The 19,813-nt window shown below is 73.8% G+C and carries 18 protein-coding genes and 1 pseudogene; 8 read left to right on the top strand and 11 right to left on the bottom strand.

The genetic code is table 11. The annotated features are described in order from the left end of the window. Positions 1-13: 13 nt before the first annotated feature. Complete coding sequence (locus AB0D46_RS17725) at positions 14-1,174, bottom strand: alkaline phosphatase PhoX (RefSeq protein ID WP_362878322.1); 1,161 nt, start codon at positions 1,172-1,174, stop codon at positions 14-16. A 418-nt stretch (positions 1,175-1,592) separates the two neighbouring features. Between AB0D46_RS17725 and AB0D46_RS17720 the strand changes: the two genes are divergently transcribed. Beyond that, positions 1,593-2,000 carry a VOC family protein gene (locus AB0D46_RS17720; protein ID WP_362878320.1) on the top strand — a complete coding sequence of 136 codons (408 nt, stop codon included), beginning with the start codon at positions 1,593-1,595 and terminating at the stop codon, positions 1,998-2,000. 24 nt (positions 2,001-2,024) lie between these two features. Here AB0D46_RS17720 and nirD read toward each other — a convergent pair whose 3' ends face one another. Together nirD and nirB are read right to left on the bottom strand one after the other, a co-directional pair. Next, positions 2,025-2,357, bottom strand: coding sequence for a nitrite reductase small subunit NirD (nirD, locus tag AB0D46_RS17715; protein WP_362878319.1), 333 nt, complete (start codon positions 2,355-2,357; stop codon positions 2,025-2,027). Next, positions 2,354-4,879 (bottom strand): nitrite reductase large subunit NirB, encoded by a 2,526-nt coding sequence (nirB, locus tag AB0D46_RS17710; protein WP_362878317.1) that lies wholly within the window; start codon positions 4,877-4,879, stop codon positions 2,354-2,356. Before nirB ends, nirD begins: the two co-directional genes overlap by 4 nt. Before the next feature lie 398 nt (positions 4,880-5,277). Here nirB and AB0D46_RS17705 point away from each other — a divergent pair, with 398 nt between their 5' ends. The 3 genes from AB0D46_RS17705 (at position 5,278) to AB0D46_RS17695 (ending at position 7,775) form a co-directional block, all read left to right on the top strand. Beyond that, positions 5,278-6,573: a ferredoxin reductase family protein gene (locus tag AB0D46_RS17705; protein WP_362878315.1), complete on the top strand. Its 1,296-nt coding sequence runs from the start codon at positions 5,278-5,280 to the stop codon at positions 6,571-6,573. 107 nt (positions 6,574-6,680) lie between these two features. Beyond that, positions 6,681-6,962: a hypothetical protein gene (locus AB0D46_RS17700; RefSeq protein ID WP_362878314.1), complete on the top strand. Its 282-nt coding sequence runs from the start codon at positions 6,681-6,683 to the stop codon at positions 6,960-6,962. A 36-nt stretch (positions 6,963-6,998) separates the two neighbouring features. Next, positions 6,999-7,775 (top strand): TSUP family transporter, encoded by a 777-nt coding sequence (locus tag AB0D46_RS17695; RefSeq protein WP_362878312.1) that lies wholly within the window; start codon positions 6,999-7,001, stop codon positions 7,773-7,775. Positions 7,776-7,787: 12 nt separating this feature from the next. Here AB0D46_RS17695 and AB0D46_RS17690 read toward each other — a convergent pair whose 3' ends face one another. The 3 genes and pseudogenes from AB0D46_RS17690 to AB0D46_RS17680 all read right to left on the bottom strand — a co-directional run. Next, the gene (locus AB0D46_RS17690; RefSeq protein WP_362878311.1) at positions 7,788-8,414 is read right to left on the bottom strand and encodes a class F sortase; all 627 of its coding nucleotides are present in this window, start codon (positions 8,412-8,414) and stop codon (positions 7,788-7,790) included. A gap of 129 nt (positions 8,415-8,543) precedes the next feature. Beyond that, positions 8,544-9,086, bottom strand: coding sequence for a hypothetical protein (locus AB0D46_RS17685; protein WP_362878309.1), 543 nt, complete (start codon positions 9,084-9,086; stop codon positions 8,544-8,546). A gap of 225 nt (positions 9,087-9,311) precedes the next feature. Next, positions 9,312-9,468, bottom strand: a pseudogene (locus tag AB0D46_RS17680) (two-component sensor histidine kinase); the annotation flags it as partial. A gap of 203 nt (positions 9,469-9,671) precedes the next feature. Here AB0D46_RS17680 and AB0D46_RS17675 point away from each other — a divergent pair. Beyond that, positions 9,672-10,154 carry a gamma-glutamylcyclotransferase family protein gene (locus tag AB0D46_RS17675; protein WP_362878308.1) on the top strand — a complete coding sequence of 161 codons (483 nt, stop codon included), beginning with the start codon at positions 9,672-9,674 and terminating at the stop codon, positions 10,152-10,154. On the opposite strand, the gene dnaG is transcribed toward AB0D46_RS17675, so the two are convergent. The 4 genes from dnaG to AB0D46_RS17655 all read right to left on the bottom strand — a co-directional run bounded on the left by dnaG (position 10,151) and on the right by AB0D46_RS17655 (position 15,547). Then, positions 10,151-12,055, bottom strand: coding sequence for a DNA primase (dnaG, locus tag AB0D46_RS17670; RefSeq protein WP_362878306.1), 1,905 nt, complete (start codon positions 12,053-12,055; stop codon positions 10,151-10,153). The two genes, AB0D46_RS17675 and dnaG, sit on opposite strands and share 4 nt — an antisense overlap. 34 nt (positions 12,056-12,089) lie before the next feature. After that, the gene (locus AB0D46_RS17665; RefSeq protein WP_362878304.1) at positions 12,090-13,364 is read right to left on the bottom strand and encodes an FAD-dependent oxidoreductase; all 1,275 of its coding nucleotides are present in this window, start codon (positions 13,362-13,364) and stop codon (positions 12,090-12,092) included. Between the two features lie 93 nt (positions 13,365-13,457). Continuing rightward, positions 13,458-14,774: a deoxyguanosinetriphosphate triphosphohydrolase gene (locus tag AB0D46_RS17660; RefSeq protein ID WP_362878302.1), complete on the bottom strand. Its 1,317-nt coding sequence runs from the start codon at positions 14,772-14,774 to the stop codon at positions 13,458-13,460. Between the two features lie 56 nt (positions 14,775-14,830). Next, positions 14,831-15,547: a sirohydrochlorin chelatase gene (locus AB0D46_RS17655; protein WP_362878301.1), complete on the bottom strand. Its 717-nt coding sequence runs from the start codon at positions 15,545-15,547 to the stop codon at positions 14,831-14,833. A 384-nt stretch (positions 15,548-15,931) separates the two neighbouring features. On the opposite strand from AB0D46_RS17655, the gene AB0D46_RS17650 reads away from it, so the two are divergent. Both AB0D46_RS17650 and AB0D46_RS17645 read left to right on the top strand, forming a co-directional pair. Then, positions 15,932-16,642 carry an ElyC/SanA/YdcF family protein gene (locus AB0D46_RS17650; RefSeq protein WP_362878299.1) on the top strand — a complete coding sequence of 237 codons (711 nt, stop codon included), beginning with the start codon at positions 15,932-15,934 and terminating at the stop codon, positions 16,640-16,642. A 60-nt stretch (positions 16,643-16,702) separates the two neighbouring features. Then, positions 16,703-17,473: a glucose 1-dehydrogenase gene (locus AB0D46_RS17645; protein WP_362878298.1), complete on the top strand. Its 771-nt coding sequence runs from the start codon at positions 16,703-16,705 to the stop codon at positions 17,471-17,473. Positions 17,474-17,804: 331 nt separating this feature from the next. Here AB0D46_RS17645 and AB0D46_RS17640 read toward each other — a convergent pair whose 3' ends face one another. Beyond that, positions 17,805-18,404 (bottom strand): hypothetical protein, encoded by a 600-nt coding sequence (locus tag AB0D46_RS17640; RefSeq protein ID WP_362878296.1) that lies wholly within the window; start codon positions 18,402-18,404, stop codon positions 17,805-17,807. A gap of 114 nt (positions 18,405-18,518) precedes the next feature. On the opposite strand from AB0D46_RS17640, the gene AB0D46_RS17635 reads away from it, so the two are divergent. Next, positions 18,519-19,709, top strand: a complete 1,191-nt coding sequence (locus AB0D46_RS17635) for an RNA polymerase sigma factor (RefSeq protein WP_362878295.1) — start codon at positions 18,519-18,521, stop codon at positions 19,707-19,709. The last annotated feature ends 104 nt before the right edge of the window (positions 19,710-19,813 follow it).

Raw genomic sequence — 19,813 nt, 5'->3', positions numbered from 1 at the left:
GGCGTCAGGGGCGTCAGGTGCGGAACGGGCCGGTCACCTCGTAGGTGATGCCGCCGGAGGAGCTGCCCGTCGTGCCGCGCTGGCTGCTGAAGTACAGCCGGTTGCCGGCGGGGGAGAACGCCGGTCCGGTGATCTCCGAGGAGGACTGGCCGGTGACGCGCAGGAACGGGGCCACCACGTCGTCGGGGGTGATCACGCAGATCTCCAGGTTGCTGCCGTCCTCGGCGACGTACAGGTCCCCGTACGAGGACCCGGTCACGTTGTCGACGCCGGTCAGCGGGGCCGCGCCGCCGGGGACCAGGGAGTCGTCGTAGGCCAGCTCGTAGGTGCTGGTGGCGAGGTTGAGCTGCCAGACGCGGTTGTCCCCCTTCGTGGTGAACCAGACGGTGTCGTTGGCGTAGTGGCAGCCCTCGCCGCCGTTGAACTTCTTCGACCCCGAGACCTGGCTGCGGGTGACCGTCGGCGAGCCGTCCGGGTCGGGCACGTTGGCCCAGGTGAAGGAGCCCGAGGAGGCCGTGCCGGCCTTGAGGACCTGGAGGGTGCCGGAGGACAGGTTGCCCCAGGTGGTGGGGATGAAGCGGTAGAAGCAGCCGCTCGTCTCGTCCTCGGTCAGGTAGATCACCTTGCGCACCGGGTCCGCCGCCGCGGCCTCGTGCTTGAAGCGGCCCATCGCGGGGCGCTGCACCGACGCGTTGACGCCGTACGGGTCGGCCTCGTAGACGAAGCCGCGGTCGACCTCCTCGCACGAGAGCCAGGTGTTCCAGGGGGTCTTGCCGCCCGCACAGTTCTGCCGGGTGTTGGAGAGGATCCGGTAGGCGCCGGTGACGGTGCCGGACGAGTTGAAGCGGACCGCGCTCGCGCCGCCGGAGGGGTTGATCTCCGAGTTGGAGACGTAGATCCAACCGGAGCCGTCGGGGTAGCAGGCGCCGCCGTCGGGGGCGCTGTGCCAGGTGTACGAGGTGCCGGGGACGGTCTGGCCGGAGCGGGCGATGACCCGGCTGGTGAACCCGGCGGGCAGCATGATGCCGTTCGCGTCGGCCGCGCCGAGGCCCCCGTAGGGGCCGGCGCCGGGCTGGGCGGGGGCCGCGTAGGCGGCTCCCCGCATCAACGTGCCCCCGAAGGCGGCGGCGGACGAGCCGATGACAGCACCGCGCAGGAAGGTACGACGTTCCACGGTCACTCCTGTGGGAGGGAAGGCCCCGCGTCCGGTCGGGCGCGAGGTCGCATGCGTCGAGGAACCTAGAGGCGTCGAGTTGACGTGACGTCAATTCCTCATGACGCACGAGCGACCGGCTCGGGGTCAATCCTTCGGCGGCGACTTCCGTACACCCGGGCGTTGCCCGGAGGACGCGTGGACGGCCGACGGGGGCCCGGGTGGTGCCCCTGGGGCGCCGCGCGCGGGGCGGCGGGGCGGCGCCCGGCACCCGACCCGAGCATGACCTGGTCCGCCGCGCTGACCTGCGATTTCCTCGTGCTGGCCGGGTTGTCGAAAAAACTTTGCCGGACAGCGATGAGTTTCAGCGGCGGCCCCCGTCTACCCCTCGAACAGCACGGAACGGCGCAGCGCCGCACACGAGAGAAGAGGGACCGAGATGTCCGCCACCATGATCTTCGTCAATCTGCCGGTCAAGGACCTGGACGCCGCCAAGGGCTTCTGGAGCAAGCTCGGGTACTCCTTCAACGCCCAGTTCTCCGACGAGAACTGCACCTCCGTGGTGATCAGCGACACGATCGTCGCCATGCTGCTGACCGAGGCCCGCTACAAGGACTTCACCCACAAGGAGATCGCCGACGCCACCCGTACCTCCGAGGTGCTGCTGTGTCTGAGCGCCGAGAGCCGCGCCGCGGTCGACGAGCTCGTCGACGCCGCCGTGGCGGCCGGTGGCACCGAGCCCCGGCCGGCCCAGGACCACGGCTTCATGTACGGGCGGGCCTTCGACGACCTGGACGGCCACACCTGGGAGATCATGTGGATGGACCCGGCCGCCGTCCAGGGCTGACCCCCGACCGCCGGGGACGGGGGCTCACGAGGTAGCGGCGGTCCGCACCGGGTAGGTCCGGACCGTCACCCCCTCGTCGTCCAGGCAGCGCCCCGACTCCAGGTCGAAGCGCTGCTTGAGCAGCGGCGAGGCCACGAAGGGCCGGCCCGCCGCGCGACCGACCAGCCCGCGCGAGAGCACGTGCGCGCCGGTGAAGGGGTCCTGGTTGCCGATGGCGTACGGCCGCCCCGAGCGGTCCAGGAACACCGCGGCCTGGCTCCCGTCGGGGAGCAGCGCGGCGACCCCCCGGCCGGGAACGAGCGAGGACAGCTCGCACACCGTCAACCAGCCTTCGGCAACCCGTAGTTCCACGGTCATCGGACGGCTCCTCCTATGGTCAGCACGGCCAGGTCGGGCTTGACCTGGTCGCGTTCGGCGACGAACCTCACGGTCGGGTCCGGAGCCCCGGGCGCGTTGACGAACGACACGAACCGGCCCAGCCGCTCCGGGTCCTGAAGGGTCTCGGCCCATTCGTCCCGGTAGTGCGCCACGTGCTCGGCCATCAGCGACTCCAGTTCGGCGCACAGGCCGAGCGAGTCGTGCACGATCACGTCCCGCAGGTGGGACAGGCCGCCCTCCAGCCGGTCCAGCCAGGTGGAGGTGCGCTCCAGCCGGTCGGCGGTGCGGATGTAGAACATCAGGAACCGGTCGATCAGCCGGACCAGTTCGGCGTCCGACAGGTCCTGCGCGAGGAGGTCGGCGTGGCGCGGGGTGGCCCCGCCGTTGCCGCCGACCCAGAGGTTCCAGCCGCTCGCCGTCGCGATGACCCCGAAGTCCTTGCTCTGCGCCTCCGCGCACTCGCGGGCGCAGCCCGACACCGCCGACTTCAGCTTGTGCGGGGCGCGCAGGCCCCGGTAGCGCAGCTCCAGGTCGATGGCCATCCGTACGCTGTCCTGGACCCCGTAGCGGCACCAGGTCTGCCCCACGCAGGACTTCACCGTCCGCAGGGCCTTCCCGTAGGCGTGCCCGGATTCGAATCCGGCGTCGACGAGGCGGGCCCAGATGCGCGGCAGCTGGTCGACGCTCGCGCCGAACAGGTCGATGCGCTGCCCGCCGGTGATCTTCGTGTAGAGGCCGAAGTCGCGGGCCACCTCGCCGATCACGATGAGCTTGTCGGGGGTGATCTCGCCGCCGGGGATGCGCGGGACGACCGAGTACGAGCCGTTGCGCTGGAGGTTCGCGAGGAAGTGGTCGTTGGTGTCCTGGAGGGCGGCCTGCTCGCCGTCCAGGACGTAACCGCTGGCCCCGAGGGAGGGGGCGAGCGAGGCGATGATCGAACCGACGGTGGGCTTGCAGACCTCGCAGCCGTCGCCGCCGCGCGCCTCCGGTCGGCCGTGGCCGTCGAGGATCTCCTCGTACGAGGCCAACCGGCGGGTCCGGACGATCTCGTAGAGCTCCGCCCGGGTGTACGGGAAGCAGCCGCACAGCCCCTGGTCGGCGGCGGCCGGCAGCAGTTGCCCGATCACCTTGACGCAACTGCCGCAGCCGGTGCCCGCCTTGGTGCACTTCTTGACCTCGGGCAGGTCGACGCAGGCGCTGATGGCCTTCTTGGTGACGTTGTGGCAGGAGCAGATCACCGCGTCGTCGGGGAGCGCCGACGGGCCGAGCTGGGCGGCGGGACCGAGCCCCGCGGGCAGCACCAGCTGCTCGGGGGAGACGGGCGGGACGGTGCCGGTGAGGGGGCGCAGCAGACCGTACGCGTCGGCGTCGCCGACCAGGACCCCGCCGAGCAGCACCCCGTCGGGGGAGACGACCAGCTTCCGGTAGACGCCGGAGCGGGAGTCGGACCAGACGACGTCGAGGCTGCCGGGGGCGGCGCCGTGGGCGTCGCCGAAGGAGGCCACGTCCACGCCGAGCAGCTTGAGCTTCGTGGACAGGTCGGCGCCGGTGAACTCCTTCTCGCGGCCCAGCAGGTCCTCGGCGGCCGTCTCCGCCATCTCGTACCCGGGGGCGACCAGGCCGTAGACCCGGCCGTCGCTCGCCAGCGCGCACTCGCCGATGGCGTAGACGCGCGGGTCGGAGGTGCGGCAGCGGGAGTCGACGGCGACGCCGCCGCGCTCGCCGACGTCGAGGAGGGCGTCGCGGGCGAGCTGGTCGCGCGGGCGGACGCCGGCCGAGAAGACGACCAGATCGGTGTCGACGGTCGAGCCGTCGGAGAGCCGCATCCCGCTGACGGCGCCGTCCTCGCCGGTGAGCACCTCCTGGGTGCCGACCCCGGTGTGCACGGTCAGGCCCATCGACTCGATGGTGCGCAGCAGCGCGGCGCCGCCGCCCTCGTCGACCTGCACGGGCATCAGGCGGGGCGCGAACTCCACGACGCGGGTGGCCAGCCCCAGCCCCTTCAGGGCGCCTGCGGCCTCCAGGCCGAGCAGACCGCCGCCGACGACCGCGCCGCTGGTCCGGGTCCTCGCGTACTCCTCGATCGCGAGGAGGTCCTCGATGGTGCGGTAGACGAAGCAGCCGGGGGCGTCCTTGCCGGGCACGGGCGGCACGAACGGGTAGCTGCCGGTCGCCAGGACGAGCACGTCGTACGGGAACACCCGCCCGGAGCGGGAGGTCACCGTGCGGGCGTCGCGGTCGATGCGCTCGGCGGGGTCGTCGAGGTGCAGGTCGATGCCGTGGTCGCGGAGGAAACCGGCCGGGGTCAGCGAGAGGTCCTCGGGGGTGGAACCGGAGAAGTACGAGGTCAGGTGCACGCGGTCGTACGCGGGCCGGGGCTCCTCGCACAGCACGGTGACGCGGTGCGTGGCGGTGGCGCCGCGTTCGGCGAGCGCCTCCAGGTAGCGCTGGCCGACCATGCCGTGCCCGATGAGCACGATTGCGGGCAAGGGCTCGGTCATGTCAGTGGCCTCCGTCGTCGGTGAGCGGGTGGAACGGGTCGGGCGGCGGACGACGACCTTCCGGTAGGGCCGGCGGCCGGCGTCGGCGGGGCGGACCACGTCGTCGCCGGGTTCGCCGAGGGCGACCGGGTCGAAGCGGTGCCCCGGCGTGCGCGGTGGTCGCGGGGGCCGTGCCCGCGCCGAGCCGGCGGCCCGCCGGCCGACACCACCGCACGCTGCTCCGAGGTCATGGCACGAGCGTGCGCGGCCGCTGTTTCCCCTCGGCACCGCCCCTGTTACCCGTACGGAACGCCGACCTCAGCGCCGGGATTAAGGGCCGGTGAGGCGCCCCTCAAGGCCGCCTTAAGGATCACCCCGGGCGTCCGGACGGGCCCCGGGAGCCGCCTAGCGTGAGCGGCATGCGAGATGCGGCGGTGCGGGTCAAGGGCGGGATGCTGGGCGGAGCGGGGCTGGTGACCCTGCTCTGGGCGGCCCAGGTGCGCCCCTCGGCCCGGCTCGACGCGCTCTTCGCGACCGCCGCGCACCTGACCGGCCTCCTCGCCGGGTACGGGGTGCTCGTCATGCTGTTCCTGATGGCCCGGGTGCCCGCCGTCGAGCACGGCGTCGGCGCGGACCGGCTCGCCCGTTGGCACGCCCTAGGCGGTCGGTACGTCCTCCTGCTGTGCTTCGGCCACGGCCTGTTCGCCCTGCTGGGATACGCCGTGCACGAGGGCGTCGACGTGCTCTCCGCCGGCCGGGAACTGCTCGGCTACCCCGCGCTCGCCGCCGCCGCGGCCGGCACCGTCCTGCTGGCCGCAGTCGGCGTGACCTCGGCCCGCGCCGTACGCCGCCGGATCCCCCACGAAACCTGGCGCGGGGTCCACCTGCTCGTGCACCTCGCCGTCGCCCTGGGCTTCGTCCACCAGCTCGCCGGGCCCGACCTCGCGGCCGTCGCCTGGTTCTGGGCGCTCGCCCACGCGGTCGTGGCCGTCCTGCTGGTCTGGTACCGGATCGTGGTCCCCGTACGCCAGGCCCTGCGGCACGCGCTGCGGGTCGCCGAGGTGCGGGTGGAGGGGCCCGGGGTGGTCTCCGTCGTCGTGTACGGGCAGCACCTCGCCGAACTGCGCGCCGAGCCGGGACAGTTCCTGCGCTGGCGGTTCCTCCAGCGGCGGCTCTGGTACACCGCCCTGCCGTTCTCCCTCTCCGCCCCCGTCGACGGGGGCCGGCTGCGGATCACCGTCAAGGCGCTCGGCGGCCACTCCCGCCGGATCCGCCGGCTGCGCCCGGGCACCCGTGTCCTGGCCACCGGGCCGTTCGGGGCGCTCACCGCCGCCCGGCGGACCCGGACCAAGGTGCTGCTGATCGCCGGCGGGGTCGGGATCACCCCGATGCGGGCCCTGTTCGAGACCCTGCCCGGCGGGCCGGGGGAGATCACCCTGCTCTACCGGGCCGGCGCCGAGGAACACCTCGTGCTGCGGGCCGAGCTGGAGGCCATAGCCGCCGAACGGGGGGCGGGGCTGCACTACCTGCTCGGGCCGTCGGGAGCCGCGTACGACCCGCTCGCCCCGCAGGCGCTGACCGCGCTGGTGCCGGACCTCGCGGAGCACGACGTCTACCTGTGCGGGCCGCCCGGGATGACGGAGGCGACCCTGGCCGCCCTGCTGCGGGCCGGGGTCCCGGCGGAGCGCGTGCACAGCGAGTGCTTCAGCTTCTGACACCACATGAATCCCGGAGCACGGAACCCGGGAATCCGGAGCTCGGGATCCCCAGCCCGCTCCCCGCTCCCCGCTCCCGAACGTCCCGTCGAGAGGTCACCGCGCCCATGCGTCACCCCCTGCACGTCACCCTGCCGCCGCCCGCGACCGCCCCCGCGGCCCCGTCCGGGGCTCGGCACCGCAAGCCGCGCCGGGAGTCCCCCGTACGGCTCGGACTGGGCGCGGCGGCCCGCGTACCGGCGCCGCGTCGGCTGGCGGCGGGGCTCGGGCTGGCCGGGGCGCTGATCGCGACCGTGCTGACGGCCGTGGTGGAACCGGCGGCTCCGGTGGCCCCGGACCGGGTGCCGGCCAGGCAAAGCTCAACCTTTGCGCAAGTTTCCGGGGATTGATGGCCGCTGCACCGAACCGCTCCATAGGGTCGGCAGGTGCCTGACATATCGACGACGATGATCATCGTGCTGTGCGTGGCCGCCGCGGCGGCCGGCTGGATCGACGCCGTGGTGGGAGGCGGCGGACTGCTCCTGCTGCCCGCCCTGCTGCTCGGCCTGCCCCACGCCCACCCCGCGACCGTGCTCGGGACCAACAAGGCGGTGGCGATCGTCGGCACGGCCGGCGCCGCCGTCACCTACGCCCGCAAGGCCCCGGTGGACGTGCGGACCGCCGTCCGGATCGGTCTGGCCGCGCTCGCCGGGTCGATGGGCGGGGCCACGCTCGCGGGCGGCATCAGCAAGGACGCGCTGCGTCCGCTGATCATGGTCGTGCTGGTGGTGGTCGCCGCGGTGGTGATCTTCAAGCCCGGGTTCGGCGCGGCGCCGTCCGCCGCGCCGGTCACACGCGGTCGGGTCCTGCTGACCATCGCCCTCGCGGGCCTCGGCATCGGTTTCTACGACGGCCTCATCGGGCCGGGCACCGGCACCTTCCTGGTGCTGGCCCTCACCGCCCTGCTCCACCTCGACCTGGTCACCGCCTCCGCCACCGCGAAGATCGTCAACACCTGCACGAACGCCGGCGCGCTCGCGATGTTCGCCCACCAGGGCATGGTGCTGTGGCAACTGGCCGCCCTGATGGCGGTCTTCAACCTCGCCGGCGGCATGATCGGCGCCCGCATGGCCCTCAAGAAGGGCAGCGGCTTCGTCCGCGGCGTGCTGCTGACGGTCGTGGGCGCGCTCGTCGTCAAACTCGGCTTCGAACAGTGGGGATAGCCGCCCGGCGGATCAGTACGTCCCCGTCAGGTGGGCGAAGACGACGACGTTGCCCTGGTATCCGGTCCGCGGCGAGAAGCCGCCGCCGCAGGTGATCACGCGCAGCTCCGCGCGCGGGGCCGGCCCGTACACCCGCTGGTCGGGGAACGCGTCGGCGTCGTGGACCTCGACGGCGTGCACGGTGAACACGGCGGTGCGTCCGTCCTCGCGGACGACCTCGATCGACGCTCCCCGGCGCACCGCGCCCAAGTGGTAGAAGACGGCCGGGCCGCGCGCGTGGTCCACGTGACCCGCCACGACGGCGGTCCCGGTGGCCCCCGGGGTGGTCCCCTCCCGGTACCAGCCGGCGAGGTTGACGCGGTTCGGCGGGGGCACGTCGAGGCTGCCGGCGCGGTCCAGGCCCAGGCCGGTCAGCGGCGCGTCCACCCGGATCGAGGGGATCCGGATCCGTCGCGGCGGGGATCCGGGCAGCGGGTCGATGCTCCCCGGGTACGCGGCCTGCGCGCTCAGCGCCTCACCGGGGGAGGGCAGCGGGGGCCCGACCGTCTCGCCGGAACCGCTGCTCACGAGCCATACGCCGACGCAGGCGACGAGGGCGACGAGCCCTCCCCGCCCGGAGGTCCGCCCGGAGGTTCCCATGGCTGCCCCCTCGTCTCGCCGTTCCTGTGACTGGCCGTCGCCCGGCCCCGCGAACGGGGGGGACCTCGCGGGGGCGGGCGACGGGGACGGTACCGGTCGGACCGCGGCCGGAGCCGCGGTGGGCGTCCGTCAGCTCCGCGTGCCGCTCGCCCGGCGACGCAGGAGCCAGGTACCGCCGACGGCGGCGGCGGCCAGCGCGGCCACCCCCGCCGCGATCTTGGCGGGGTCGTAGGTGGTGGTCGTCCCACCACCCACCCCGGTCCGCACGTGGCCCTGCGGGCCGCGTTCGGTGATGGCCAGGTCACCGGTCGCGAACTTGCCGTTCGCGCAGGTCACCCCGATGCCGTAGGTGCCGGACCGGGTGCCGTGGGCGACCTGGAACTGACCCACGACGACCTCCTTGTGCGTGCCCGGGGCGAGTTTGAACCGCCCGCCGCCGACGGTGCTCGCATCGCCCTCGGCGTGGCTGCCCTTGCCGCAGGCCGTGGTGTTCACGGTGACGGTGGTGCCCGCCGGGGCCGACTTCGGCCAGACCTCCAGCACGGCGAAGTCCCCGGGGGCGAAGGCGGTCATGCCGAGGTCCGCGGCGGCGACCGCTCCGGCGACCGGACCGGCGAAGGCGACGGCGGTCAGCGCGGTGGCGGTGAGCACGTGGGCGGTGCTGCGGCGCATGGGGGCTCCTGAGGACACGGGGTCGTGTCCTGAGGTAAACCGCCGGATCCGCCGGCCGCCTGCTGAGCCCCCGTCAGATCACCGGAACTCCGCCCGCCGAACCGGCATCCGTGCACGTCAGAGCCGGTTCGACGGCATCCGTGTCCCCCCACCCCGTCCGGGTGAACCGGCCCCCGCACCGCCGCCGCCGCCACCGCCGCCACCGCCGAGGGCGGGCCCGCCGGCTCACGCCGACGGCAAGGTCACCGTCGCCGCCGCCCCCGACGGGGCCGGACTGGCCAGGGTCACCTGGGGCGCCGATTACCCGGGCCTGCCCGAAGGCGACGGTCAGCCCGAGCCCGGTGCCCCGGCCGCGCTCGGCCGTGCCCTTTCGTCCTCGCCGAGCCCGCCCGGCGCGGCGCAGCCCCCGACGGCGCGGCGGCCGGCAGGACGGCGCAGAGCAGCGGGGAGACGGGGGAGCGGCGGGGTGATCGCGTCATGGGGAGAAGAAGCCGTCGGGTTCGGGGGGTTCGGGGGCACGCGGCGGCCGCGCGGGCGGGGTGCGTACGGTGTGGGTCGAGTCGGTCTGCGTCGAGGGAGGACCCCGTGGCATCGGTCGATCGGCCGGAATCCGGCACGCTGCCGTTCTTCGTGTACGGGACGCTGCGGCCGGGCGAGGTCAACCACGACCTGTTCCTCCGGGGCCGCACCGCCGCCGAGGAACCGGCCCGACTGCCCGGAGCGGTCCTGTACGAGGGCCCCGGCTACCCGTACGCCGTGGACCGCCCGGGCTCGGCGACGGCGATAGCCGGCGAGCTGATCACCGCGCTGCCGCAGGCGTACGGGGAACTCCTGGCCGCGCTGGACCGGCTGGAGGAGTACGCGGGCCCGGGCCGCCCCGGGAACCTCTACGACCGGGTCGCCCGCGACGCGGTCCGCCCCGACGGCGTCCGCGTCCGCGCCTGGGTCTACCTGGCGGCCGAGCCCCTGGCCCGCCGACTGGCCGACTCGGGCACCCCGATCCCGGGCGGCGACTGGCACGCCCGCCGCCGGACCGGGGCCCGGCAGGATCCGAAAGGGACGGTCTAGAGCCCTTCGGCGCCGCGGTTGCGCAGCCGGCGGCCGTACTGCTGGAGCACCCACAGCTCTTCCTGGACCGCCGCGTGCTGCTCCGGCGGGGCCTGCGGGCCGAGCCGGGACATGGTGCCCTGGACCTCGTGGACCCGGCGGTCCACGGCGCGCAGCCGGACCTGCACCAGTTGGTCCCCGGCGTACACCTCGTCCACCGTCTTGGCGTGGATGGCCTCGACGGCCAGCTCCGTCACCAGGGCGCGGACGGTGTCGTTCGGCGCCGCCTCGCGGACCCGGATCAGGTAGTCGTCGGTGTCCTGCGCGGCGCCGCCGGCGTCCTGGATGGCTTGGCGGACCGCCGCGTAGGGCGGGGCGGTGAACTCGTCGATGCCGTACGCGTCGAAGGCGGGGGAGACCAGGGCCGGCCGCTGGAGCGCCAGCTTGAGCAGCTCGCGTTCGGTGCGGTGGGCGGGGCTGCGCAGGTTCAGCGCGGGACCGCCGGGCGCCGCGGCCGGCGCGGAGGGCGCCGACTCGGGGGACCGGTTGCCGCCCCGGCCCTGCTGCTGCGGCTGGTTGCCGCGCTCGCGGGCCCAGCGGGCCAGCTGCGCGACCCGCTTGACGACGAACTGCTCGTCACGGATGCCGAGCATGCCCGCCAGCTGGACGGCCGACTCGTGCTGGATCGCGATGTTCTTGATGTTGGCGACGATCGGTGCCGCCTCGTCCAGCGCCGCCGCCCGCCCCGCCGGGTTCTCCAGGTTGTGCCGGGACACGATGTGCCGCAGCGCGAACTCGAACAGCGGGGTGCGCGACTCCACCAGCCCCGACACGGCCGCGTCGCCCTGCGCGAGGCGCAGGTCGCAGGGGTCCATCCCGTTCGGGGCGATGGTGATGGAGGTCTCGGCCGCGAACTTCTGGTCGTCCTCGAAGGCCCGCAGCGCGGCCTTCTGGCCGGCGGCGTCCCCGTCGAACGTGAAGATCACCTCGGCGGTCGCGTTGTCCATCAGCAGTCGGCGCAGGATCTTGATGTGGTCCCCGCCGAAGGCCGTGCCACAGGTGGCGATGGCGGTGGTGACCCCGGCCATGTGGCAGGCCATCACATCGGTGTAGCCCTCGACGACCACGGCCCGGGAGGTCTTCGCGATCTCCTTCTTCGCCAGGTCGATGCCGTACAGGACCTGGGACTTCTTGTAGATCGCGGTCTCGGGGGTGTTCAGGTACTTGGGGCCGTTGTCGTCGTCGCGGAGCCGGCGGGCGCCGAAGCCGACGACCTCGCCGCTGATGTCCCGGATCGGCCACATCAGTCGGCCGCGGAAGCGGTCGATGGGCTTGCCGCTGCGGCTGTCCTGGGCGAGCCCGGAGGTGACCAGTTCCTTGTCGGTGAAGCCCTTGCCGCGCAGGAACCGGGTCAGGTGGTCCCAGCCGGCCGGGCTGTAGCCCACGCCGAAGTGCTCGGCCGCCGCCTGGTCGAAGCCGCGTTCCGCCAGGAAGCGGCGCCCGATCTCGGCCTCGGCGCCGCCCAGCTGCTCCGCGTAGAAGAGGGCGGCGGCCTTGTGTGCCTCGACCAGTCGGATCCGCTCGCCGCGGCCGCTGGTGCCGGCGGTGTAGCCGCCCTCCTCGTACCGCAGGGTGATGCCGGCCTGGCCGGCCAGGCGCTCGACCGCCTCCGAGAAGGAGAGGTGGTCGATCTTCATGATGAAGTCGAGGGTGTCCCCTCCCGCCTGGCAGCCGAAGCAGTGGTAGAAGCCCTTGCTGGGACTGACCTGGAAGGACGGGGACTTCTCGTCGTGGAAGGGGCACAGGCCCTTGAGGTTGCCGCCGCCGGCGTTGCGGAGCTGGAGGTACTCGGAGACCACGGCGTCGATCGGGACCGCGTCCCGTACCGCCTTCACGTCGTCGTCGTTGATCCGTCCTGCCACGCGTGAAGTCTACGGCCGGGCGACGACAATCCCGTCAGGCACCCTTCCCGGTGATCAACGACGCGAGCGGAACGGACGGGTCCGCCAGTTTGTCGCGGTCCACCGGCGTCTTCGACCTGATCAGGGCCTGGATGTGCTCGGTGACGTCCCACACGTTCACGTTCATTCCGGCGAGCACGCGGCCCTCCGACAGCCAGAACGCGATGAACTCCCGCCTGCCCACGTCCCCGCGGATCAGCACCTGGTCGTAGCCGCCCGCCGGGGCGTACCCGGAGTACTCCAGGCCCACGTCGTACTGGTCGGAGAAGAAGTACGGCACCCGGTCGTAGCCGACCTCCTGCCCGAGCATCGCCCGCGCCGCGGCCGGCCCGCCGTTGAGGGCGTTCGCCCAGTGCTCGACCCGCAGCCGGGTCCCCAGCACCGGGTGGTGGGCGGCGGCGACGTCGCCGACGGCGAACACGTCCGGGTCCGAGGTGCGCAGGGACGCGTCCACCGCGATGCCCCCGCCGTGCTCGCGGTCCACCAGCGCCAACCCGGAGGTCTCGGCCAGCGCAGTGCGAGGCGCGGCCCCGATCGCGGCGAGCACCGCGTGCGCCGGGTGTTCCTCGCCGTCGTCCGTCCGGGCCGCCAGCACCATCCCGTCGTGGCCGACGATCTCGGTGAGCCGCGCCCCGAAGTGGAACCGGACCCCGTGCGCGGCGTGCAGGTCGGCGAAGAGCCGGCCGATCTCCGGCCCGAGGACCGAGTGCAGCGGGGTCGCCTCCGCCTCGACCACGGTGACCTCCGCGCCGTAGCCGCGCGCCGCCGCCGCGACCTCCAGGCCGATCCAGCCCGCGCCCGCGATCAGCAGGTGCCCGTTGTCCCGGCCGAGGGCGGCCAGGACGTTGCGCAGCCGCTCGGCGTGCGCGAGCCGCCGCAGGTGGTGCACCCCGACCAGGCCGGTGCCCGGGACGTCCAGGCGCCGCGGCTCGGCCCCGGTGGCCAGCAGCAGCTTGTCGTAGTGCAGCAGCGTGCCGTCACCGAGGCGCACCGTCTTGTTCTCCCGGTCCAGGTGGACGGCCGGCTGCCCCAGGTGCAGCTCGATGTCGGCGGCCGCGTACCAGGACGGTTCGTGGACGAAGACGCTCTCGCGCTCCTCCTTGCCCGTGAGGTACCCCTTGGACAGCGGGGGCCGTTCGTACGGATGGTCGCGTTCGTCGCCGATCAGGATGACCCGGCCCGTGAACCCCTCCGACCTCAGCGTTTCGGCCGCCTTCGCCCCGGCGAGCCCTGCCCCGACGATCACGAACGTCCGGTGTGCGTCGACCACCTGATGCCTCCTCATAACCTCTCCGCCACATGCGACCACATGCGAGCGTCCCGCACCGAGCCTGCCGCGTGAAGGGGGAATGGCCCGATCGGCTCACCCTTCGGCGCGTTGCGGACGTCTGGTGAGGCGGGCGTGGAGGGAGCGGGCCGCGGCGTCGGTGAGGCAGGCGATCTGGTCGATGACCGCGCGTTTGCGCGCCCGGTCGTCGGGCGCCGCGTCGAAGGTCGCCCGGAACTGCGGGTCCAGGCCCTCCGGAGCGCGGGCGCTGAGCGCCTCCGCGAGTTCGGCCAGGACGATGCGCTGATCGGCCCGCAGCCGCTCCTGCTCGTCGCGCTGCATGACGTACAGGTCGGCGACGGCCTTGAGGACGGCGCACTCGTTGCGCGCCTCGCGGGGCACGACCAGTCCGGCCGCGTACCGGGTCAGCCGGCCGGGTCCGTACGCCTCACGGGTCGCCCCCTCCGCCGCCTGGCAGAACCGGCCGATCAGCTGGCTCGTGGCGTCCTTCAGCCGAGCTTGGGCGACGGCCGAACCGTCGTAGCCGTGCGGCCACCACTCCTGGTCCATCAGCCGGTCCAGGGCCTCGCGGAGTTCCTCCGGGGCGGTGTCGGCGGGCACGTACCGGCCGATGGCGACCTGCCAGATCGCGGCGCGTTCGGGCTCCGCGAAGAGCAGGTTCGGATCGAGGTGACCGGCGTGCAGACCGTCCTCGAAGTCGTGCACCGAGTACGCGACGTCGTCGGACCAGTCCATGACCTGCGCCTCGAAGCACTTGCGGTCGGCGGGCGCCCCGCGCCGCAGCCACTCGAAGACCGGCAGGTCGTCCTCGTAGGCGCCGAACTTCACCGAACCCGGGTCCGTCGGGTGGTCGCCGCGCGCCCACGGGTACTTGGTGGCGGCGTCCAGGCAGGCGCGGGTCAGGTTGAGGCCGACGCTCACCGGCTCGCCGGTCACCGGATCGGGCACGAACCGCTTGGGCTCCAGCCGGGTCAGCAGCCGCAGCGACTGGGCGTTGCCCTCGAAGCCGCCGCTGTCCTTCGCGAACTCGTTCAGCGCCTCCTCGCCGTTGTGCCCGAACGGCGGGTGGCCCATGTCGTGGGACAGGCAGGCCGCCTCCACCAGGTCGGGATCGCAGCCGAGGGCCGCGCCGAGCTCGCGCCCGACCTGCGCGCACTCCAGCGAGTGCGTCAGCCGGGTACGGGGGCTCGCGTCCCAGTCGTAGGAGCGGGAGCCCGGGGTGACGACCTGGGTCTTGCCGGCGAGGCGGCGCAGCGCGGCGGAGTGCAGGACGCGCGCGCGGTCGCGCTGGAAGGCGGTGCGGCCGGGTTGTTTGTCGGGCTCGGGGACCCACCGCTCGGTGGCGGCGGGGTCGTAGGACGCGTAGGCGGGGGAGTGTGCGGTGCCTTCCATGCTCCGACGTTAACCGCAATGGCCGACGAACCGAGCGATCCGTACGGGGGCGGCCCTCAGGCGGTGACCAGTTCGAGGGGCCGCGCCCGCCGGGCGAGGGCCTGCTCGTAGCGGAGCACGACCAGCCGGGCCAGCGCCGGATGGTCGCCGAGCGGAGCGGCCGCCGGGCCGGACGCGGCGGCCGCGCAGGCGGCGGCGAACCGGCCCGGGGCGGCGAAGTACGAGGCGACCGCGACCCGGTGGCCCCGTGCGGCCAGCGCCCGGACGGCGTCGGGCACGCGGGGCGCGGCGGCCGAGGCGTAGGCCGGGACCACGGGGACCCCGTCGAGCCGCTCCGACAGCAGGGCGGCGGCGCGCCCGGTGTCGGCGGCGGAGTCCGGGTCCCTGGACCCGGCGGCGGCCAGCACCACCGCCGTCCCCGGGGTCCAGCCGGCCTCCAGGAGCCGCTCGTACAGGGCCTCCACGAGCAGCGGGTGCGGGCCGAGCGGGGCGGCGACGCGGACGCGCAGTTGCCCGGCGCGGGCGGCGGCCGCGGGGAGGTCCCGCTTGACGTGGGTGCCGCGGCCCAGCAGCAGCGGCACGAGGACCGCCTCGCCGCCGCCGGGCAGCGCGCCCAGGGCGTCGCCGAGGAGCGGCTCGTTCAGCTCGACGTGCCCGAGCCGGACGTCGAGGTGGGGACGCAGTTCGCGGACCCGTTCGAGGAGGGCGCGGACGGCGAGCGGGGCGCGCGGGTCACGGCTGCCGTGGGCCACGGCGACGAGGGTGGGCTGCATGCGGGGGCTCCGTAGGCGCGGGGCGGGCGCAGGCCGCCGAGCTGCGTGCCGAGTCGTGCCGTGATCCGGGTCAGCAGCTCGGCCGCGCTGCCGAAGGGGAGGGCGAAGGGTTCGGGAGGGTGCACCGGCTCCGTCACGGACCGATCCTGCCGGGTGCAGGTTGCGCGGGCGTTGCGTCGGGGTGACGGGTGTTTACGGCCCGCTCACCGACGGGTGCACGCCGCCGTGCGTCCGGCCGGGCGTCGGAGGGCCGCGGGCTCGGCCCGGGGCGGCGCCGGGGTCCGGGTGTGACGCGTTCGGTGAAACCGTCCGCCCTCCTCGTACGTCCTGACCTGCGGGTGCGGCGCCCGCCGCACACCGGCCGGCACCACCAGGGGGAACCTCATGCGCACACCGCGCCCGCACCGGATCGCGCGCGCCGCGCGGGGGCTGGTCCCGCGCACCGTCAGGGCCCGGCGCCGGCTCGTGCGGCTCGTGATGGCGGGCTGCGCCGTCGCGCTGCTGCCCTCGGCGTGGACCCACGCGGTCGCCGCCGACCGACTGCGCACCACGGCCGACGCGCCGCGGGCCGAGGTGGCCGTCGTGTTCGGGGCCGGCCTGCTCTACGACGGCCGGCCGACCCCGTACCTCGCGGACCGGCTCGACGCGGCCGTGGAGCTGTACCGCGCCGGGAAGGTGAAGGTGGTCCTGGTGACGGGTGACAACAGCCGTACCGAGTACGACGAGCCGGACTCGATGCGCGCCTACCTCACCGCCCACGGGGTGCCGGACGGCCGGATCGTCAGCGACTACGCCGGCTTCGACACCTGGGACTCCTGCGTGCGCGCCCGGGAGATCTTCGGCGTGCACCGGGCGGTGCTGATCAGCCAGGGCTTCCACATCCGCCGCGCGGTCGCGCTGTGCGAGGCCGCGGGCGTGGACTCGTACGGGGTCGGCGTCCAGGACGTGCACGACGCCACCTGGTACTACGGCGGGGCCCGCGAGGTCTTCGCGGCGGGCAAGGCGGCGCTGGACGCCGTGTTCGAGCCGGCGCCCCGGTTCCTGGGGCCGAAGGAGGAAGGGGTGTCGCGGGTGCTGGCCGCTCTGGCAGACTGACGGCCCGTCGGCGTATGCCGATTAGTCATATACCAGTCTGTGCGTCAGGGGTGTGGAACCGTGGCTGTCGTGGATCTGGGCGGCAAGGCCGTCGTCATCACCGGTGGGGCCCGCGGCCTGGGCGCGGCGACCGCGCGGGCCGTCGTCGACGGCGGCGGCCGGGTGCTGATCACCGACGTGCTGGAGGCGGAGGGCGCGGAGACCGCCGCCGAGCTGGGGGACGCGGCGCGCTTCCTGCGGCACGACGTGACGAGCGAGGCCGACTGGGAGGCGGTGCTCGCGCACGCGGTGTCCGAGTTCGGCCGGATCGACGGGCTCGTGAACAACGCCGGTATCTCCACCGGCCAGTTCCTGGAGCACGAGAGCGTCGAGGACTTCCGCCGGGTGATCGACATCAACCTGGTCGGCGTGTTCATCGGGATCAGGACCGCGATCCCGCTGATGCGGGCGAACGGCGGCGGCTCCATCGTCAACATCTCCTCCGCCGCCGGCCTGACCGGTCTCGCCCTCACCGCCGGCTACGGGGCCTCCAAGTGGGGCGTGCGCGGCCTGTCGAAGATCGGCGCCGTCGAACTCGCCGAGGACCGGATCCGCGTCAACTCCGTCCACCCGGGCATGACGCTGACCCCGATGACCGCACCGATCGGCATCGCGGCGGGCGAGGGCAACTACCCCGGCGCCCCCCTGGGCCGCGTCGGCCTCCCCGAGGAGATCGCGGCCGCCGTCACCTTCCTGCTCTCGGACGCCGCCGGCTACATGACCGGCGCCGAACTCGCCGTGGACGGCGGCTGGACCGCGGGCCTGACGGTGAAGTACCTGACCGGCCGGTGACCCGCCCCCGGCGCCCGGTCCCCGCCACGGCGGACCGGGGGGCCGCCACCCGCGGCGATCCAGGATCCGGACGGGACGCCCCGGGCGCCGTCGCCGTCGAAGGTCGGCCGCGGGGCCGCCGCCGGGCGGGCGACGAACGCCTCCTCGCCCGGTCCGCAGCAGTACCCCCGGAAGCGGTGCCGCGGCGACGGGTCGCAGGGGGCCCGTTGCCGTACGTCGTCCCCGGCCACCGTCCGCGACGTGCGCGGCAGGTCTCCCGGCGCCCGCGTCGCGTCGTCCAGCGACTCCCGCGGCTGTGGCGTGCTCCGCGTCCCGAGCGCGCGCCACGGGCTCATCGGGACACCTCCCCGCACTCGATCCAGCCCTCGTCCACCGACAGGTCGCTGTCGTACAGCACGAACTCCCGCTCCTCCGCGAGGATGTCGTAGCCGGCCTCCACCAGGACGGAGATCAACGTGTCGCAGGCCGCCGTCGCGCCGGACGCGGTGCCCCGGCAGCGTTGCGTGACGAAGCGTTCGTGCGTGCCGTCCGGATCCGGCAGGGTGTGGCGGGCGTTCCACGACAGGTGCGCCCGGTGCTCGGTGACCAGGGACTCCAGGGCCTGACGGTCGTAGTCCGCCGGCAGCGCCAGCTTCAGGTGGTGCTCGTAGTAGCCGCCGCCCGGCCCCGGGCTGTCCGTGCTCCACGGAACCGTCTCGACCTTCACCCGGACCGGGTCGAAGCCCGCCGCCCGCAGCTGCGGCACGAGCCGCTCGTGGCTCGTGCCGTCCGGCAGCGTCAACATCGGCTGCGACAGCATCCGGCCCCGGGCCAGCAGGATGTGCGTGACCTTCAACTCCCGCGCCGCGGCCCAGGATTCGAGCCGCTGCAGCTCCGCCGCGTCCGGGCAGCGGACCGTCACGTGGGTTTCGTAGGTTCCGTGCGAAGACATGACATCGATCATCTCGGACATGCGTCCGATCCGCATCGGGGTTCCCGCCGGGGGGTAACCATCCGGTCACGCACCGGACTCAGAAAGTGCTCGCACGCCCCTCGTGGCGGTGATGTGCCGTACCCCACACTGAGGTGCGGTGCCACCGTCCTCGGAGCCCTGGAGGTCGCCCCCGTGCAGACCCGGACCCTGACCGCGAACGTGAGCCACCCTGCCCACCACGCCGCCCACGCCGGCCCGGCCGACGAACCCGAAGCCGTCGCAGGCGCGGAGCCCGACCCCGAGGCCGAAGCCGTGGACGACGAACCCGGGGCCGACGCGCCCGAGGCCCTGGAGCCGGTGGACCGGGAACCCGCGCCACGTACGCGCAGCAGGGACAACGCGGCCGGAGCGGGGCCGTCCGCGGACCTCTTCCGGCAGTACCTGCGCGAGATAGGCAGGATCCCGCTGCTCACCGCCGCCGAGGAGGTGGACCTCGCGCGGCGGGTGGAGGCGGGCCTCTTCGCGGAGGAGAAACTGGGCAACACTCCGGACCTCGACTCCCGGCTCGCCCACGACCTCGACCAACTCGTCGTCATGGGCCGGATGGCCAAACGCCGCCTCATCGAATCGAACCTGCGGCTCGTCGTCTCCGTCGCCAAGCGCTACGTCGGCCGCGGCCTCACCATGCTCGACCTGGTCCAGGAGGGGAACCTCGGACTGATCCGCGCCGTCGAGAAGTTCGACTACGCCCGCGGCTACAAGTTCTCCACCTACGCCACCTGGTGGATCCGCCAGGCGATGTCCCGGGCCCTCGCCGACCAGGCCCGGACCATCCGCGTCCCCGTCCACGTCGTGGAGCTCATCAACCGGGTCATCCGCGTCCAGCGCCGCATGCTCCAGGAGCGCGGCTACGAACCCACCGCCGAAGAGGTCGCCGTCCACCTGGAACTGACCCCCGAGCGGGTCATGGAGGTGCTCCGGCTCGCCCAGGAACCGGTCTCCCTGCATGCCCCCGTCGGCGAGGAGGACGACGTCGCCCTCGGCGACCTCATCGAGGACGGCGACGCCGCCTCACCCGTGGAGTCCGCCGCGTTCTTCCTGCTGCGCGAACACCTCGAAGCGGTCCTGTCGACCCTCGGCGAACGCGAACGCAAGGTCGTCCAACTCCGCTACGGACTCGCCGACGGCCGGCCCCGCACCCTGGAGGAGATCGGCCGGATCTTCGGCGTGACGCGCGAACGGATCCGCCAGATCGAGTCCAAGACCCTCGGCAAGCTCCGCGACCACGCCTTCGCCGACCAACTCCGCGGCTACCTCGACTGAGCCGACCCACTCCGCGGCCAACTCGACGGAGCCGACCAACTCCGCGGCCACCGCGACCGAAACGGGCAGGGGGCGCCCCGAAGGACGCCCCCACCCCGCTCGAC

Source organism: Streptomyces sp. NPDC048383 (assembly GCF_040651775.1).
Classification (GTDB): Bacteria; Actinomycetota; Actinomycetes; order Streptomycetales; family Streptomycetaceae; genus Streptomyces.
This window is presented reverse-complemented; position numbering and strand designations above follow the sequence as displayed.